This is a genomic window from Microbacterium sp. LWH3-1.2 (assembly GCF_040675855.1).
Lineage (GTDB): Bacteria > Actinomycetota > Actinomycetes > Actinomycetales > Microbacteriaceae > Microbacterium.
This window is the reverse complement of the sequence record NZ_JBEGIK010000001.1, coordinates 1-15,765: the sequence shown is the minus strand read 5'-3', so window position 1 is coordinate 15,765 and position 15,765 is coordinate 1. Positions and strand designations below refer to the sequence as shown.

Genomic DNA, 15,765 nt, shown 5'->3' with positions numbered 1-15,765 from the left:
GACTTCTCTCCTCATGGGCCGCGAGGTTGCGGCCACCGTGGAGGAGGGGTGGCGAGAAGGAGCTGATACAGCCCTACACTGGGGCGGATGCCGACCCCGATGCACCACGCAGGCCGCCCGAATCCCACCCGCCCCGAGCCCGGAGCCCCGCTCCAGTTCCGCTGGCGCAAGTGGGACGGCGGTCCGCACTGGGTCAACGACTGCATCTACCTGGGCAGCGACCGCTGGGGCGACTGGGTGGGTCAGCCGTCCGGCTGGCGGAACGTCCGCCCGGGGCTCGAGTTCGTCGCCGACGGTCCCAACGTCACCCTCATCCCGCCGAGCGGCGATTACGCGATGACCGTGCACGGCGCCCCGCGACGCGTGCGCATCTACATCGACCTCGCGTGGGACGTCCGGTGGGACGGCCACGAGCCCCGCGGCATCGACATGGACCTGGACGTCGTCAAGGCGATCGACGGGCGCGGGCTGTTCATAGACGACCGCGACGAGTGGGACGAGCACCGGGTCGCATACGGCTACCCGCCCGACCTCGTCGACCGGCTCGAAGCGCTCGCCGTCGACCTCGAGCAGCGTGTCGCGGCCGCGGAGGCGCCGTTCGACGACGCGACCCCGGATGCCTGGCTCGCCCGTCTCGCCGCCTACGACGGTGTGGCGCCGCCGCCGCCTGTCTCCTTCGCGGGTGCGGGCGACGCCGGCCGCGGCACAGGCGGAACCGCCGCCTAGACTCGAAGCCGTGGCATCCCACCCCTCCGATCACGAGCCGAACCGCGCCGACCTGCACAAAGACCCGTCGCGCGTGAGCGGCATGTTCGACCAGGTCGCGTCCGGCTACGACCGCACCAACACCGTGTTGAGCATGGGCAATGACCGATTCTGGCGCGCCGCGACCACCCGCGCCGTGAACCCCCGCCCCGGCCAGCGCATCCTCGATCTCGCCGCGGGCACGGGCGCCTCGAGCGTCGCCCTCGCGGGTCGGGGCGCCACGGTCGTCGCCGCCGACTTCTCGCCGGGCATGATCGCCGAGGGCAAGCGGCGGCACCGCAGCATCCGCAATCTGTCCTTCGTGCAGGCCGACGCGACCGACCTGCCCTTCGGCGACGACGAGTTCGACGCGGTCACGATGTCGTTCGGGCTGCGCAACGTGAACGAGCCGAAGAAGGCGCTCCGCGAGCTGCTGCGCGTCACGAAGCCCGGCGGCCGCCTCGTGGTGTGCGAGTTCTCGCACCCGCCATCGAAGGCGTTCAACGGTCTGTATCGCTTCTACAACGACCGTGTGCTGCCGGTCGTCGCGAAGACGGTGAGCTCGAACGCCGAGGCGTACGACTACCTGAACGAGTCGATCCGCGACTGGCCCGATCAGCGCACGCTGTCGACGTGGATCCGCCAAGCGGGTTGGACCGACGTCGCCCACCGCAACCTGTCGATGGGCATCGTCGCGCTGCACCGCGCCAAGAAACCCCAGGCCTAGCGGCCTCCGTCGCGAGACGGACCTTGACGAAACGCGCCCCCGGTAGGCTGGACGGGTGACACCGACAGCGCCGGGCTCGCATATCGCGGGAAAGCTGGGCCTCACCGACCGCATCTTCGCGGGCGCGCGATCGCGCCGCCTGCTCAAGACCGTCGAGGCGGGGCTCGAGCGCGTCGACAGCGCGCTCGAGCGCGAGTTGCGGGTGGCGGACACCCTCGCCGACGCGACCAGCCGCTACCTCTACGACGCCGGCGGCAAGCGCATCCGCCCGATGCTGGCGCTCCTGACCGCCCAGCTCGGCGGCGGCGCGACGGACGAGGTGATCGACGCCGCGACCGCGCTCGAGATGACGCATCTGGGCTCGCTCTACCACGACGACGTGATGGATGCTGCCGACAAGCGCCGCGGCGTCCCCAGCGCACACGCCGTGTGGGGCAACAGCATCGCGATCCTCACCGGCGACCTGCTGTTCTCGCGGGCGAGTCAGATCATGGCGCGACACGGTGACGAGGCGATCCAGCTGCAGGCCGACACGTTCGAGCGGCTCGTGCTGGGGCAGATGCATGAGACCGTCGGGCCACAGGACGACGACGACCCCGTCGCGTTCTACCTCCAGGTGCTCTCCGACAAGACGGGCTCGCTCATCGCGGCGGCCGCGCAGTCGGGCATCGTCTTCTCGAACGGGCCCAAGGAGTTCGAACAGCCGATGGTGACGTTCGGCGAGAAGGCCGGCGTCGCGTTCCAGCTGCTCGATGACGTCATCGACCTGTCGGCCGATCCGGTCGAGACCGGCAAGGTGCCCGGCACCGACCTGCGCGCGGGCGTGCCCACCATGCCGTACCTCGTGCTCGGACAGCGGACGGATGCCGCGTCCCTCGAGCTGCGCGAACGCATCGATGACGGTGTCGCGCGCATCGCCGACGGCGCCGATCCGGCGATCCTCGACGAGCCGCTCGCGCTGCTGCGCGACCACGAAGCCACTCAGGCCACCCTCGACCTCGCGAACGCGTGGTCGACCGAGGCGATCGAGGCGCTCGCGCCGCTGCCGGACGGCGCGGTGCGGGAAGCCCTCACCCGGTTCGCCCAGGCCGTCGCCGACCGCTCCAGTTAGATCCCAGGCGTTTCGCCTGTGCGTTTCGACTCGCTCGCTCGACGACCGAAACGGCGGCGAGTCCGGATCCCGAAAGGACCCTCATGACCAAGCTCCGGCTGGCGATCGTCGGCGCAGGACCGGCAGGCATCTACGCCGCCGACATCCTGCTGAAGGCCGAGCGCAAGTTCGACGTGTCGATCGACCTGTTCGAGCAGCTGCCCGCACCGTACGGGCTCGTCCGCTACGGCGTCGCCCCCGACCACCCGCGCATCAAGGGCATCATCACGGCGCTGCGCGAGGTGCTCGACCGCGGCGACATCCGCATCTTCGGCAACGTCCGGTTCGGCGAGGACATCACCCTCGAAGACCTCAAGCACCACTACAACGCGGTCATCTTCGCCACCGGCGCCATCCGCGACACCGACCTCGACATCCCCGGCATCGACGCCGTCGGATCCTACGGCGCGGCCGACTTCGTGAGCTGGTTCGACGGGCACCCGGATGTGCCGCGCGAATGGCCGCTGGACGCAGCATCCGTCGCCGTCATCGGCAACGGCAACGTCGCACTCGATGTGTCGCGCATGCTGGCCAAGCACGCCGAGGACCTGCTGCCGACCGAAATCCCCGACAACGTGCACCGGGGCCTCGTCGCCTCGAACGTGACTGACGTGCACGTCTTCGGTCGTCGCGGTCCCGCGAACGTCAAGTTCACGCCGCTCGAGCTCCGCGAGCTCGGCGAGCTGCGCGACGTCGACATGGTCGTCTACGACGAGGACTTCGACTACGACGACGCGGCCCGCGCAGCCATCTCGAGCAACAAGCAGGTCATGGTGATCGACCGCGTGCTGCAGTCGTGGCGCAAGCGCGACTCGGTGAACAACAACGGCGGTACCGCGTCGCGCCGCCTGCACCTGCACTTCTACGCCAAGCCCATCGAAGTCAAGACGGATGCCGAGGGCCGCGTGTCCGCCCTCGTCTACGAGCGCACCCGCCCCGACGGGGAGGGCGGCGTAGTCGGGACCGGCGAGCTGCGAGAAGTGCCCATCCAGGCGCTGTACCGCGCCGTCGGATACTTCGGGTCGCCCCTGCCGGGCGTGCCGTTCGACAAGCGGCACGGCGTCATCCCGAACCGCGAGGGCCAGGTGCTCAGCAAGGACTCGAACCAGCGTGTGAACGGCGTGTACGCCACCGGCTGGATCAAGCGCGGACCGGTGGGCCTCATCGGCCACACCAAGTCCGACGCGATGGAGACGGTGCGCCACCTCATCAACGACCAGGGCACGTGGTGGCAGCCGGCTGATCCGTCGGAGGCGGCCATCCCGGCCCTGCTCGCCGAGCGCGGCGTCGCCTGGACCGACCTGGACGGCTGGCACCGCCTCGACGAGCACGAGATGGCGCTCGGCGCACCCCACGAGCGGGCGCGCATCAAGGTCGTTCCCCGTGACGAGATGGTGACGATCTCCCGGGCCACCCCCGCTCGTTGAGCTCGTCGAAACGCCGCCCCTAGGCTGAGGGGCATGGCCGGGCCATCCCTCATGTGGGTCCCCGACATCCTCGGGAAGCCTTTCGAGCAGCTGACGCTGCCGCTCGGCGTGGACGGCGAGCACGGGCCGCTGGTGGCGACGCTCGTGCGCAGCATCCCGAATCCCTTCCTCACGCTGTTCTCCCCGTTGCGCGATGTCGACGTGCTCTATGTGCACGGCTGGTCCGACTACTTCTTCCAGCGCGACCTCGCGCGCTTCTGGACGGCTCGCGGTGCCCGGTTCTACGCCCTCGACCTGCGCCGTTACGGCCGGAGCCTTCGGGACGGGCAGACGCCCGGGTACATCGACTCCCTCGAGGACTACGACGTCGACATCGCGGCGGCGCTGCATGCGATGGGACACGCAGCGGGCCTGGCCGGACAAGGCCGGCCGGCCGCACCGGACACGCGTTCCGAAGGTCGCAAGCTCGTCCTCATGGGCCACTCCACAGGCGGTCTCACGCTCACGCTCTGGGCTGCCCGGCACCCCGGCACCGCGCACGCGGTCGTGCTCAACAGTCCGTGGCTCGAGCTGCAGCTCGGCACCCTCGGACGCCAGGCCCTGGCGCCGCTGGTGGACATGCGGGCGAGACTCGATCCGCGCGGCACGCAGCCCGCCGTCGACTTCGGGTTCTACACGCGCGCTCAGGATGAGATCGGCACGCTGCCCGAGGACGAGCACCGGCCGATCTGGCGGCCCGATCGCGGATTCCCGACGGCTCCGGGGTGGCTGTCGGCCGTGATGGACGGACACCGCCGGGTCGCGGCCGGTGTCGACGTCGGGTGCCCGGCGTTCGTGCTGCTATCGGGCGGATCGACGACGCCGCTGTCGTGGAAGGAGTCCATGACGTCGACGGACTCCGTGCTCGTGGTCGACGACATCGCCCGCGCGTCCACCCGGATCGGGGAGCTCGTCACGATCGCCCGGGTCGACGGCGCCATCCATGACGTCTTCCTCTCGCGCCCTGCCCCTCGCGCGATCGCGTACGATGCTCTCGACCGATGGGCTCGCGCGTATGTCATCCCGGATGAAAATGTCCCCCGAAGAGGGGACAGCGCTCTTGTAGACAGTCGGGTTAAGCTGTAGGGGAGATGTCCCCAGCATCTCAGGGAAGGCCCTCCCCAAGAATCCTTCCCATCCGTCGTCACGCGCCGCTAACCGGGGGGTTGGTGATGCGAGAGCAGGCGACGACAGGCCCCGGGTGTCCCCAGCACCCGGGGCCTTTATCGTTCGCGAGGACTCATAGTTCCCGGGGCCCGCCGGTCACTCTGCGCGGCGGGCGAACACGCGCATGAGGAGGACGTAGCTCGTGAGCGACAGGACGTAACCGACCAGGTACACGACAAGCTCCTGCGCGAGGAATCGGCTGTAGTCGAGTGCTCCGTCGGTGACGGCCGGCGCGCTCTGGCTCTGCAGGTACGCGGCGGTCTGGCCTGCGGCGAGGATGGCCAGCAGCGCCAGCACGGTGAGGAGCGCGAGCCAGATGCGGCTGCGCCACACCCGGGCGGTCGCGGCCATCGCCGTCGAGGACGTCCAGTCCGGCACCTCGGGGTCGAGCCACCCGTTCACCCTCGGGACGAGGATGATCGCCCCGATGAATACGGCGTTGAGGACCGCGGTGCCCACGCCCGCGGCGGAGCCGCCGTCGACGTCGCCGCGGACGAGCGAGGGGATGAGGAGGACGACCAGCACCGGCAGCGTCGCGACGACGGCCGACCACACGGCCCGGAGGAAGCGCATGGCCCGAGTGTAGGGTCAGGTTCCACCGCGACCGAGGAGCAACGACGACGCCCATCACGCCGACGTCGGCCGACGCCATGAGGACTCTCCGCCGGCGCACGAGCGAGAAGTGGGGCGTCTATCCCGACGACGTCCTCATACCTTGTCGGGCTGCGCGGCCTCGGTGTAGAGCGCTCCCTGGGCAGCAGCGGAGCCGCTGCGTCCCCCGCCGTAGCCGCGGAGCACGAACGCGAGCAGGACCGCGAGGCCGGCTCCTGCGAGCGGGCCGGCGACGTAGACCCAGTACTGGGAGAAGTCCAGGCTCGCCAGGTCGGGGCCGAAAGTGCGCGCCGGGTTCATCGATGTGCCCGAGATGGGGCTTCCCCACATACCGGCCAATGCGATGTAGCCGCCGACGCCGACGGCGCCGATGATGCCGATGTTCTGCGCGCCTGATGCCGTGCCGAGGATCACGCTGACGAGCCCGAGGGTGAGAAGGGTCTCCATCAGGAACGCCTGCAGCCCGGAGTACCCGTCGGTCGGGTAGTTGGATCCGTACGACGCCGAGACGCCGATGATCGCGGACAGCACCCACGCGGCGAGGGATGCACCCAGCAGCTGCACGATGATGTAGCCGGGCACCCTGCGCCACGGGAAGTCGCCGCGCGCCGAGAAGGCGAGCGTGACCGCGGGATTCAGATGAGCGCCCGACACTTTGCCCATGAACAGGATGATGCCCATCACCATGAGTCCAGGAGCGACCACGGCCGCCGTGCGGCTGATGGTTCCGGGGAACGCCTGGCTCATCATTCCGCCGCCCGCGGCGACCATCACGAGCAAGAAGGTGCCGAAGAACTCGGAGAACAGCCGCCGCCACTCCTGCTGAGGATTCTTGAAGTCGGCCATCGGCTGCACGACCTCGAGCTCGAACCAGCGCTCGAATCGCGGTGTTGCGGTGGTAGGCGGCCGATCGGCCATGGCTCTCTCCCTTGTTGGGATGGCGACTGCTTTCAGTCGAAGGTCGTCAGCTTCTTCGCGGCGGTGCCGTTGTTGCCGAGCTGGTAGACGCTGATGGCGGACGCCGCGAACGTGAGCGGCGCGAAATGCTCCGCTTCGATGCGGGCCAGGTCGTCGAGCTTGGCGATGCCCACGGTCACGTGAGCGACATAGTTCTCGCCACTGTGCTGGGGCACATAGACGTCGATGTAGTGGATGGTGGCATCGTTGATGTCGGGCTCGGCGTCGGTGCGTACGTACGCATCCGCGCCCCCTCCGGATTCGACGTAGGGTGCGAGCGCGTCGATCAGCTTCGCCTGGAAGTCCAGCACCTGCTGCCCGGGCTTGACGACCACCGCAGCGATCCCGACGCCCGGTTGCACCTCCATATGCCGGATCGCCTCCGCGGCGAACGTCAGGCTCCCGAGGTCGAGATCGGATTGCACCTTCTGGATCGCCGCGAACACGGCGTCCAGCTCGGCGGTGCGCACATAACGCTGGAGCGTGGTGATGTGAGGGCGGTGGTGCTCGTCGAGCGCAAAGCCGTGAGGTGACGGGATGCTGTTCAGCATCCGTGCGTTCTCCCGCTCGGCTCTCGCCACCATCGTCGCATCGGGCTCTATCAGCACGTCGATGGCCGTCAGCTCGCTCATGCGTTCGCCACCAGCGAGGAACGCAGCGCGTCGATGGTGCGGCTGCTCAGCCAGAGGCCGTTGGAGAAGTACGTCTCGATGTCGCCGAACTGGGATTCCATCTCTGTGCGGGCCGCGTCGAGATACGAGGCCTGCACCCCTACCACCGGAGCGAGGAGCGCCGGGTCACCGCCGATCGCTGCGAACTTGTCCACCATCGGTTGAAGGGCCGGTACGAGCGAGTCGTTGGTGAGCAGGTAGTCGGCCAGGACGTCCTCGTCGCTCACACCGAGCAGCCACAACAGCGACGCCGCCGCCCATCCGGTCCGGTCCTTGCCCGTCGTGCAGTGGAACAGCGCGGGTCGGTGCTCTTTCTCAGCGAGAATGGTGAAGAACTGCCGATAACCCGTGACGGCGCTGGGGAGCGTGAGGAACTGCCGATAGCTCTCCTCGAAGATCTTCACGGCCTTGCCGTCACCCAGCAGCTGCTCCGCGGCCTTCGGGTCGCTGAGCACTTGCACCATCTGCGCCGGCCCGGCACCCGGCCGGTCGGCCAGGATGTCGAAGATGATGTACTCGATGCCGGTGGGAAGAATGTTCGCGTTCGCAGAGCGTTCGTCCGCCGTGCGCAGGTCGTACACCGCCCACACTCCGAGGCTGCCGAACTCGTCCGCTGCCGGGCCGCTGAGCCCCGAGAACTCCGCGGATCGGTACACCTGACCGGTACGGACCGTGCCGCCCGCAGCGGCCCAGCCTCCCAGGTCTCGGAGGTTCGGGACCCCGTCGATCGTTATCGCCACTCCCGGGCTGATCCCCGTGGCCACGATGGTGTCCCTGGCTGCATCGCTCATGTCATCCCCTCACGAGTCGCACTCCCCGGCAGAAGATTCGCCGCGCTCACCGTACTCCTCAGCTCCGCAACCCTCATCACGCGATCAGCGTGACGTTGCCGCACGACCGATCCGCGTCCCCGAGCGAACATCCATACGTTTCCTCAGGAACGTCCGGATTCGAACGCTGAACGGAGGTCCGACAAAGCTTGCTCCTGCACCTCCTCACACATCGGCGACGCCGGCGACCGGGGCGACAAGCACACGGTCGGTCACGTTAGTCGGGGTGGATTCAGCGGTCGAGTTGAAGTCGGTGCGATGACCAGATGGTCAGGCTGGCGAAGATCGTTCCGAAGGGGATCGTGAGTTGGGTCTGTCCGAGGGTTGCCGCCCAGGCCACCGGGGTGGCCAGGGCAATGTCGACCAGCGAGACGGCAGCGAGGCCGAGCAGTCCGGCGGTCGCGTCCGGGTCGGGTGTTCCCAGTCCGAGGATCAGTCCGGTACCGAGCATCAGTACCGGGAGGGTGATGGCGACCAGCGCTGCCCAGATGGCGAAGGTGAGGAACTTCGCGGTTGCGATCGTGGTGCGACTGATGGGCGGATCGAAACCAATGAACCCCAGGTCAGGGGCTCGCGTCAGCGGTAGTTGACGAACGGCATCGGGTGGATTGAGTGGAGTGGGGTGCGGGGGAGATCCGCGGAATTCCGCGGATCTGCGGTTGGACGCGGATGCCGGCGTGAGTGGTGGAACGGGGATTCTGCGGACTTTCTGCGGACTCACTTCACCTCCTGAGAGGTGCGGAATCTCCGTCGCGCATGTGGCGGTGCCGCGACAGTTGTCCTGCGACCGGGCGCGCCGCATGCGTCCGCCCCCGGAGCGGCGGGAGCAGTTCCGGGGGCGGACGCGGGGAGCGGTGCTGGTGTTCAGTCCTCGCCGAGTCCCGCTGCCGAGATGGGCTCTTCGCCCTCGGCCTCGAGCTGCTTGTTCAGGAGGGTGAGGTCGAAGAGTCCCTCGATGGAGCCGTCCTTCTGGGTGCCGGCCTGGATGCCGTTGTCGACGAGTGTCTCGAACGTGTCGGCGTGCGGGTCGACGGAGAACGTCACGTGCTCGAGTGCCCGGGTGATGACGGCGTCGGCGAGCGGCTTGCCGGTCTCCTTCTCGATCGCCCCGTTGATCACCGCCGGCGCCTGGTCGGGGTTGTCCGCGATCCACCGCACGGCGGCCTCGTGACCGGCCAGCAGGTCGGCGACCACATCCGGGTGCTCGTCGAGGAACTCCTTGCGCACCAACAGCACGGTGGTGGGGAACTGGCCGTCCTCCCACAGGTCGGCCTCGTCCTGCAGCACGTGCGCGCCGGCGTCCACGATCAGCCGCGACACCCACGGCTCGGGCAGCCACGCGCCGTCCAGCTGCCCGTCCTGGAACAGTGTCAGCGTCTGCGCGTTCTCGGTCGGGGTGATCTGCACGTCGCCGCCGCCGGAGGTGTCGGTCTCGAACCCTTCATCGGCCAGCCACACCCGCGCCGCGACGTCCTGCGTGTTGCCCAGCTGCGGCGTCGCGATCGTGGTGCCCTCCAGGGCGGCCGGGGTGTCGATGCCGTCGCGGACCACCAGCGCGGCACCGCCGGTGGCCGCACCGGCGATGATGCGGGCGGACTCCCCGCCGGACTGGATGAAGGTGTTGATCGACGGGTTCGGGCCGATGTAGGTCGCATCGATCGCGCCCGCCGAGAGCGCCTCGATCGCGGCCGGGCCGGCGTTGAAGACCTGGGTGGTGACCTCGACGTCGCCGAGCGCGTCCGCGAACAGGCCCTCTTCCAGGCCGACCAGCGCCGGCGCGTGGGTGACGTTCGCGAAGTACCCCAGCCGGAGCTCGCCCACCGATGGGCCGGCGTCTGCTGCGGCGGGGGTCTCGGTGGGCGCTCCGACGGCGGAGGCGCAGCCTGCCATCATGGCGGCGACGAGTCCGAGAGAGGTGATTGCTGTCGCGGTGCGTAGTTTGTTCACGGTGTCGCCTTCGGTCGGCATTACTCGGGTTGGGGGGAATTGCGCCGTCGCGCACCATTGGGCAGCGGTTCGCGTCGCCGGGTCAGGACCCTACAGGGACCCACCGGCGACAGTAGAAGCGTCCATGCCGCCGACCTAGCCGGTCGTCAAACCGAGAAACCGAGCGTCATCATCTGTCACCCGAGTTGCATTCGGTATTCGGAGGCAGTCCTGGCTCCAGCGCGGTCGATCTTCACGCTGGGCCCGATTCGGACTGGGCGATTTTTGGACCGACGACGGGTGAGGTGCCACGGAAGCGAGCTGGCGCGGCTCCTCTTGTTCCTATGTGACGTCGCGCGTCGCCCTATCGCGGCGTATTTCGTCGGAACGTTTCACTCGGTCAGCCGCCCGACCAGCATGACCGTATGGTCACCCCACTCATCTCGGCGACCGAGCTCGCCGATCTCATCCGCGGCGGCACACCGCCGCGCATCCTCGACGTGCGCTGGCGTCTCGATCGACCCGAGGGTCGGCCCGATTACCTCGACGGGCACCTGCCTGGGGCGGTCTACGTCGACCTGGACCACGAGCTTGCGCGGCGCGGCGACCCGGCCGAGGGGCGGCATCCGCTGCCACCGCGGGAGCAGCTGCAGGCCGCCGCTCGGCGGTGGGGGATCCGCGCCGGCCAGACGGTTGTGGCCTACGACGATGTGCACTCGGTCGCGGCCGCCCGCGCCTGGTGGGTGCTGACACGATCCGGAGTCACCGACGTGCGCGTGCTCGACGGCGGTCTTCGCGGCTGGCTCGCCGAACGATTGCCCCTCGAGACCGGCGACGTGCTGCCGCGGCCGCCGGGAGACATCGTGCTCGACGAGATCACCGAGGGCGTGGCCGACATCGACGGCGTCGAGGAATGGCCCGACCACGGCCTGCTGCTCGACGTGCGCGCGCCCGAGCGGTATCGCGGCGACAGCGAACCGCTTGACCCGGTCGGCGGGCATATCCCGGGCGCCGTGAACTTGCCGACGACCGTGCACCTGTCGGCCGGGAAGTTCCGCTCGGCGGACGAGATCCGCGCGGAGTTCGCCGCCGCAGGGGTGCGAGATGGTGTCGCCGTGGCGGCATATTGCGGCTCGGGCATCGCGGCGACCCACACGGCCCTCGCCGGCGTGATCGCCGGCGTCGATGTGGTGGTCTATCCCGGCTCGTGGAGCCAATGGTCCCGCTCCCGCGGCCGGCTGGTCGCCGTCGGCCCGGCGCCCTCGCTCGACGTGGTGCCTCTATGACCGCCCCGGTCATCGTCGGTGATGGGTCCGCACCCTAGGGGACCTCGTCACGATGCAGCCGTCCGGTCGCACGCCACCCACCCGTAGACGGCCGTCCGAATCCCGGGGCGCAGCGTCCGTCTGGGCGGGACACCGACCAGGACGCGCCTGATCCATCAGTGACCTGCGAAGTACGGCCCCGGCCGGGGTCACAGAGGCGCGCGTCCGAACGAGAAGACCGTCCGGCGCCGGAGCGCGAACCCAAGTCGTTCATAGGCCGCGATGGCGTTCACGTTCGACGCTGCCGCGTGCATCAGGGCTCGGTCGCCGCGCTGCTGGATATGGAAGGCCACGTCGAGGACGAGCCGAGATGCCAGACCCTGGCGCCGATAAGCACTGTCGGTCGAGACGGCACTGATCTCGGTCCAGCCTTCCGGGTGCAGTCGCTCGCCGGCCATCGCGACCAAGCGACCCTCCCGGCGGATGCCGACATACCGGCCCAGCTCATGGGTGCGGGGCCGGAAGGGGCCCGGCTGGTTGCGTTCGACGATGGCCAGCATGTCGGCGACGTCGTCCGGCCCCAGGACGACGGCCTCGGCATCCGGACGCGGACGCAGCGCGTCGGTCTCGACGAGCTGCACCCCCTCGCCGCCGCCCAGGTCCTCCCAGCCGGCCGGGAACGGGCATTCGGCGGCGGATAGTCCGACGGGCGCACCAGGACCGACGAGATCGCGCAGTGCGTCCCAGACATCGGGGTCGGACCACGTGCGCACTGCCACGAACGGTGCGACGTCCTCGGGGTACCGCCGGACCAGATCGTTCCCCTCCGCGAAGCCGGCGTGCGGGCCGGTCAGTGAATGCCACGCGGGGTTGTCGAGCACCGTGGCGTCCGCGTGCGGGGCGAGGGCGCCCCCCGGCTTGTCACCGGCGGATGCTGTCGCGCCGTCGGTGGAGGCGAGGACTGTGTCTGACATGCGTCAAGCGTGCGCGACCGGCGCCGACGTCGCCAAATGCCGGCGTCATCGCACGCAACGGGCACGAGCATCGTTGGGCACCGCGCCATCTATGACGCCGCGCGACCCCGCCGATGGAGGCATTCAGGGGGGCGGTCTATGGTCAGGCACGGCGGCATCGCAGCAGTGGCAGCGAAGTCGCCCGAACGAGCCCCGTAACCGAGGAGACTCCCGTGCCCAGCCAGTTGGAAGACGAGGCGCTGCAGTTCGTCCGCGACCTCATCCGCATCGAGACGGTGAACACCGGGGTGGCGGCCACCATCGGCGACGGCGAGACACGCGCCGCCATCTGGGTGCAGGAGCGTCTCGCCGAGGTGGGCATCGCGTCGGAGCTCGTCGAGTCGCGTCCCGGACGGGGGTCGCTCATCGCTCGCATCCCAGGAAGTGATCCGGATGCCGGAGCCCTGTTGGTTCACGCGCACCTCGACGTCGTGCCGGTCGAGGAGAAGGACTGGACTCACCCGCCCTTCGGCGCCGACATCGAGGACGGCTATCTGTACGGCCGCGGCGCCGTCGACATGAAGAACTATGCGGGCACGATCCTGGCCGTGGCGCGTCATTTCGCGCGCGAAGGGATCGTGCCGCGGCGGGACCTGGTGTTGGCATTCCTCGCAGACGAGGAGAGCGGCGGGGTGTGGGGCGCCGGCTGGCTCGTCGAGAACCGACCGGAACTGTTCGCGGGCGTCACCGAAGCCCTCAGCGAGGTGGGCGGGTTCTCGGTGCCGCTGTACGCCGACCCCGCCGACGAACGCCGCGCGTACCTGGTGGCCACGAGCGAGAAGGGTGTCGCATGGTCGACGCTGCGCGCCCGCGGCCGCGCCGCCCACGGCTCCCGCCCCACCGACGACAACAGTGTGGTCCGACTCGCCCGGGCCGTGGCGGCCGTCGGCGAGCACCGGTTCCCGGTCGTGCGCACGCCCGCGCTGCAGCGCTTCCTCGACGTCTTCGGAGCGGCCCGTGGGCTCGCGTTCACCGACGAGTCGCTCGCTGACGACCTCGAGAGCCTCGGGTTCGTGTCGTCACTCGTCGGCGCGACGACGCGCAACACAGCGACCCCGACGGTGCTCGACGCCGGCGACAAGACGAACATCATCCCGGCGGAGGCGTCGGCGCGCCTCGACATCCGCATCCTTCCCAAACAGGATGACGCCCTCCGTGACGGGCTGCGTGAGCTCGTGGGCGACGACATCGACATCCGGGAGGGCCGCTGGTGGTCGGCGACCGAGGCGCCCGTCGATGCGCCGATCATTGACGTCCTGCAGGACGCGATCTCCATCGAGGACCCTGATGGCGTGGTGGTGCCCTACCTGCTGCCGGCGAGCACCGACAACAAGCACTTCGCGAAGCTCGGCATCCATGGCTACGGGTTCGTGCCGCTGCACGTACCTCGAGACTTCGACGTGTTCGCCCAGTTCCACGCCGCCGACGAGCGGATCCCCGTCGACGCGCTGCACTTCTCGGCGCGCGTCACCGAGCGGATTCTTCGCACCGCCTAGAACGACGGATGCTTCGGACCTTCCGTGCGGCGAGGGCCGAAGCATCCGTCATTCCGGCGTCGCGATGGTCACTCGGCGGCAGGGGCCTCCGCGGTCGGGCCGCCAGACTCCTTCCACGCGGGGAAGCCGCCGTCGACATGCGCGACGTTCGTGAAGCCCTTCGCGCGGAGCTGCTCGGCGACGGGGCCGGAGCCATTGATCGTGCCGCACACGATGACGATGTCCTGGTCCCAGTCGGTGATCTCTGCGAACTTCTCGGGCGAGTCGATGAGGAATTGCGCGTCGAGGTTGTTGCGGTCGCCGCGGATGGATCCGGGGATCACGCCGTCGCGTGCCCGGCCGGCGTCGCTGCGCACGTCGACGACGAGTGCTCCCGCCGCGGCGCGTCCGGCGGCTTCTTCGGCGGTGATGAGGGGTGCGTCGAACGTGGGCTCGGCCGCGGTGTCGGTGGTGTCGGTCATGGCGGATGATCCTTTCGGACGGACGGACGGACGGACGGATGTCGGGACGGACGGATGCCGCTCCTGACCGTCACGCTACGGCCACCCGGCGCGACCGGGTTTGCTGCGTCGTCATACGACGCCACGATCCGTCATCCGCCGTCGCTTAGCGCGCTGTCAGGCCGCGAGCTCCGCGCGCTCGCCCAGCGCGGGGAGCCCGAGGTTCTCGCGCAGCGTCGATCCCACGTACTCGGTGGGGTAGACGCCGCGCTCCTGCAACTCTGGGATGAGCCCGTCGACGATGTCGTCGAGCCCTTCGGGCACGAGGTACGGCGAGACGTTGAACCCGTCGACCGCCCCCGCGTCGACGTAGTGCACGATGCGGTCGGCGATGGTCGAGTAGCCGCCGACGAAGGTGCGCAGCGACGACCGCTTGATGACGAACTCGCGGATCGAGAGGCCCTCCGCGGCCGCGCTCTCGCGCCACTCGCGCGCCGTCTCGAGCGCGCGACGGCCCTGGAACAGCGACCCGCGTTGGCCGTCGACCTCATCGACCACCGGGTCGATGTCGGGAAGCGGCCCGTCGGCGTCGTACTCCGACAGGTCGCGGCCCCAGATCGGCTCGAGGAATCGGATCGCGGTCTGCGGCGACACCTGCGCGCGCGTGACCCAATCGGCCTTCTCGCGGGCCTCGTTGTCGGTGGCGGCGAGGATGAACTGAGCCCCCGGGAAGAACTTGAGCTCGCCCACAGCACGCCCATGGGCGGGAAGGCGACGGCGTAGGTCGGCCGCGAACGAGATCGCGTCCTCCAGGCCCGGGTGCGCTGAGAAGATGACGTCGGCACTGGACGCCGCGAACTCTCGGCCCTCGTCGGAGTCCCCTGCCTGGAACAGCACCGGCCGCCCCTGCGCGCTCGGCGGCAGCGGCGCCGGTCCTTGGAACGAGACCAGCTGATCGGCGACCGACACCGGCGTACCGATCCCGTCGGCGCCAGCATCCCACAGCCGCTGCGCGGCGGCGACGAACTGCGCCGCCCGGCGGTAGCGGTCGGCGTGCTCCAGGTACCCGCCGCGGCGGAAGTTCGCGCCGGTCCACGCGTTGTCGGTCGTGACGATGTTCCACCCGGCGCGGCCCTCGCTCAACAGATCGAGCGAGTTCAGGCGCTTCGCCAGGTCGTACGGGTCGTTGTAGGTCGTGTTCTGCGTCGCGACGAGGCCGATGCGCTCGGTGACGGCCGCCAGCGCCGCGAGCTGGGTCTGCGCGTCGGGGCGACCGGCGATGTCGAGGTCGTGGATGCGCC

The 15,765-nt window shown here is 69.5% G+C and carries 16 protein-coding genes; 7 read left to right on the top strand and 9 right to left on the bottom strand.

Annotated features, from left to right (window positions below):
* Positions 1-87 precede the first annotated feature (87 nt).
* The 5 genes from MRBLWH3_RS00080 to MRBLWH3_RS00060 all read left to right on the top strand — a co-directional run bounded on the left by MRBLWH3_RS00080 (position 88) and on the right by MRBLWH3_RS00060 (position 5,173).
* On the top strand, positions 88-726 hold the full coding sequence (locus MRBLWH3_RS00080) for a DUF402 domain-containing protein (protein ID WP_363427491.1): 639 nt from the start codon (positions 88-90) through the stop codon (positions 724-726).
* A gap of 10 nt (positions 727-736) precedes the next feature.
* Positions 737-1,471: a demethylmenaquinone methyltransferase gene (locus MRBLWH3_RS00075; RefSeq protein WP_363427489.1), complete on the top strand. Its 735-nt coding sequence runs from the start codon at positions 737-739 to the stop codon at positions 1,469-1,471.
* A 55-nt stretch (positions 1,472-1,526) separates the two neighbouring features.
* Complete coding sequence (locus MRBLWH3_RS00070) at positions 1,527-2,582, top strand: polyprenyl synthetase family protein (protein ID WP_363427487.1); 1,056 nt, start codon at positions 1,527-1,529, stop codon at positions 2,580-2,582.
* A gap of 83 nt (positions 2,583-2,665) precedes the next feature.
* Positions 2,666-4,048, top strand: a complete 1,383-nt coding sequence (locus tag MRBLWH3_RS00065; RefSeq protein WP_363427485.1) for an FAD-dependent oxidoreductase — start codon at positions 2,666-2,668, stop codon at positions 4,046-4,048.
* Between the two features lie 33 nt (positions 4,049-4,081).
* A complete protein-coding gene (locus MRBLWH3_RS00060; protein WP_363427483.1) occupies positions 4,082-5,173 on the top strand; it encodes an alpha/beta hydrolase in 1,092 nt (363 codons plus the stop codon).
* Positions 5,174-5,350: 177 nt separating this feature from the next.
* Here MRBLWH3_RS00060 and MRBLWH3_RS00055 read toward each other — a convergent pair whose 3' ends face one another.
* The 6 genes from MRBLWH3_RS00055 to MRBLWH3_RS00030 form a co-directional block, all read right to left on the bottom strand.
* Positions 5,351-5,827, bottom strand: coding sequence for a hypothetical protein (locus MRBLWH3_RS00055; RefSeq protein WP_363427481.1), 477 nt, complete (start codon positions 5,825-5,827; stop codon positions 5,351-5,353).
* 135 nt (positions 5,828-5,962) lie between these two features.
* Positions 5,963-6,784, bottom strand: a complete 822-nt coding sequence (locus tag MRBLWH3_RS00050) for an MIP/aquaporin family protein (protein ID WP_363427479.1) — start codon at positions 6,782-6,784, stop codon at positions 5,963-5,965.
* A 32-nt stretch (positions 6,785-6,816) separates the two neighbouring features.
* Positions 6,817-7,455 carry a hypothetical protein gene (locus MRBLWH3_RS00045; RefSeq protein ID WP_363427477.1) on the bottom strand — a complete coding sequence of 213 codons (639 nt, stop codon included), beginning with the start codon at positions 7,453-7,455 and terminating at the stop codon, positions 6,817-6,819.
* The gene (locus MRBLWH3_RS00040; protein ID WP_363427475.1) at positions 7,452-8,285 is read right to left on the bottom strand and encodes a tyrosine-protein phosphatase; all 834 of its coding nucleotides are present in this window, start codon (positions 8,283-8,285) and stop codon (positions 7,452-7,454) included. The genes MRBLWH3_RS00045 and MRBLWH3_RS00040 overlap by 4 nt, the downstream gene beginning before the upstream one ends.
* 271 nt (positions 8,286-8,556) lie before the next feature.
* Complete coding sequence (locus MRBLWH3_RS00035; protein WP_363427473.1) at positions 8,557-8,775, bottom strand: hypothetical protein; 219 nt, start codon at positions 8,773-8,775, stop codon at positions 8,557-8,559.
* Positions 8,776-9,188: 413 nt separating this feature from the next.
* Positions 9,189-10,271 (bottom strand): ABC transporter substrate-binding protein, encoded by a 1,083-nt coding sequence (locus MRBLWH3_RS00030; RefSeq protein ID WP_363427471.1) that lies wholly within the window; start codon positions 10,269-10,271, stop codon positions 9,189-9,191.
* Between the two features lie 404 nt (positions 10,272-10,675).
* Here MRBLWH3_RS00030 and MRBLWH3_RS00025 point away from each other — a divergent pair, with 404 nt between their 5' ends.
* Positions 10,676-11,536 carry a sulfurtransferase gene (locus MRBLWH3_RS00025; protein ID WP_363427469.1) on the top strand — a complete coding sequence of 287 codons (861 nt, stop codon included), beginning with the start codon at positions 10,676-10,678 and terminating at the stop codon, positions 11,534-11,536.
* A 188-nt stretch (positions 11,537-11,724) separates the two neighbouring features.
* Here the strand turns inward: MRBLWH3_RS00025 and MRBLWH3_RS00020 are convergent, their stop codons facing one another.
* Positions 11,725-12,489: a GNAT family N-acetyltransferase gene (locus MRBLWH3_RS00020; protein ID WP_363427468.1), complete on the bottom strand. Its 765-nt coding sequence runs from the start codon at positions 12,487-12,489 to the stop codon at positions 11,725-11,727.
* Between the two features lie 212 nt (positions 12,490-12,701).
* Here MRBLWH3_RS00020 and MRBLWH3_RS00015 point away from each other — a divergent pair, with 212 nt between their 5' ends.
* Positions 12,702-14,024: a M20/M25/M40 family metallo-hydrolase gene (locus MRBLWH3_RS00015; protein WP_363427466.1), complete on the top strand. Its 1,323-nt coding sequence runs from the start codon at positions 12,702-12,704 to the stop codon at positions 14,022-14,024.
* A 68-nt stretch (positions 14,025-14,092) separates the two neighbouring features.
* On the opposite strand, the gene MRBLWH3_RS00010 is transcribed toward MRBLWH3_RS00015, so the two are convergent.
* Entirely contained in the window at positions 14,093-14,485 is a 393-nt protein-coding gene (locus MRBLWH3_RS00010) for a rhodanese-like domain-containing protein (RefSeq protein WP_116195874.1), read from the bottom strand.
* Positions 14,486-14,641: 156 nt separating this feature from the next.
* Positions 14,642-15,765 (bottom strand): LLM class flavin-dependent oxidoreductase (locus tag MRBLWH3_RS00005; protein ID WP_363427463.1); only part of this gene is annotated, 1,124 nt, incomplete at its 5' end.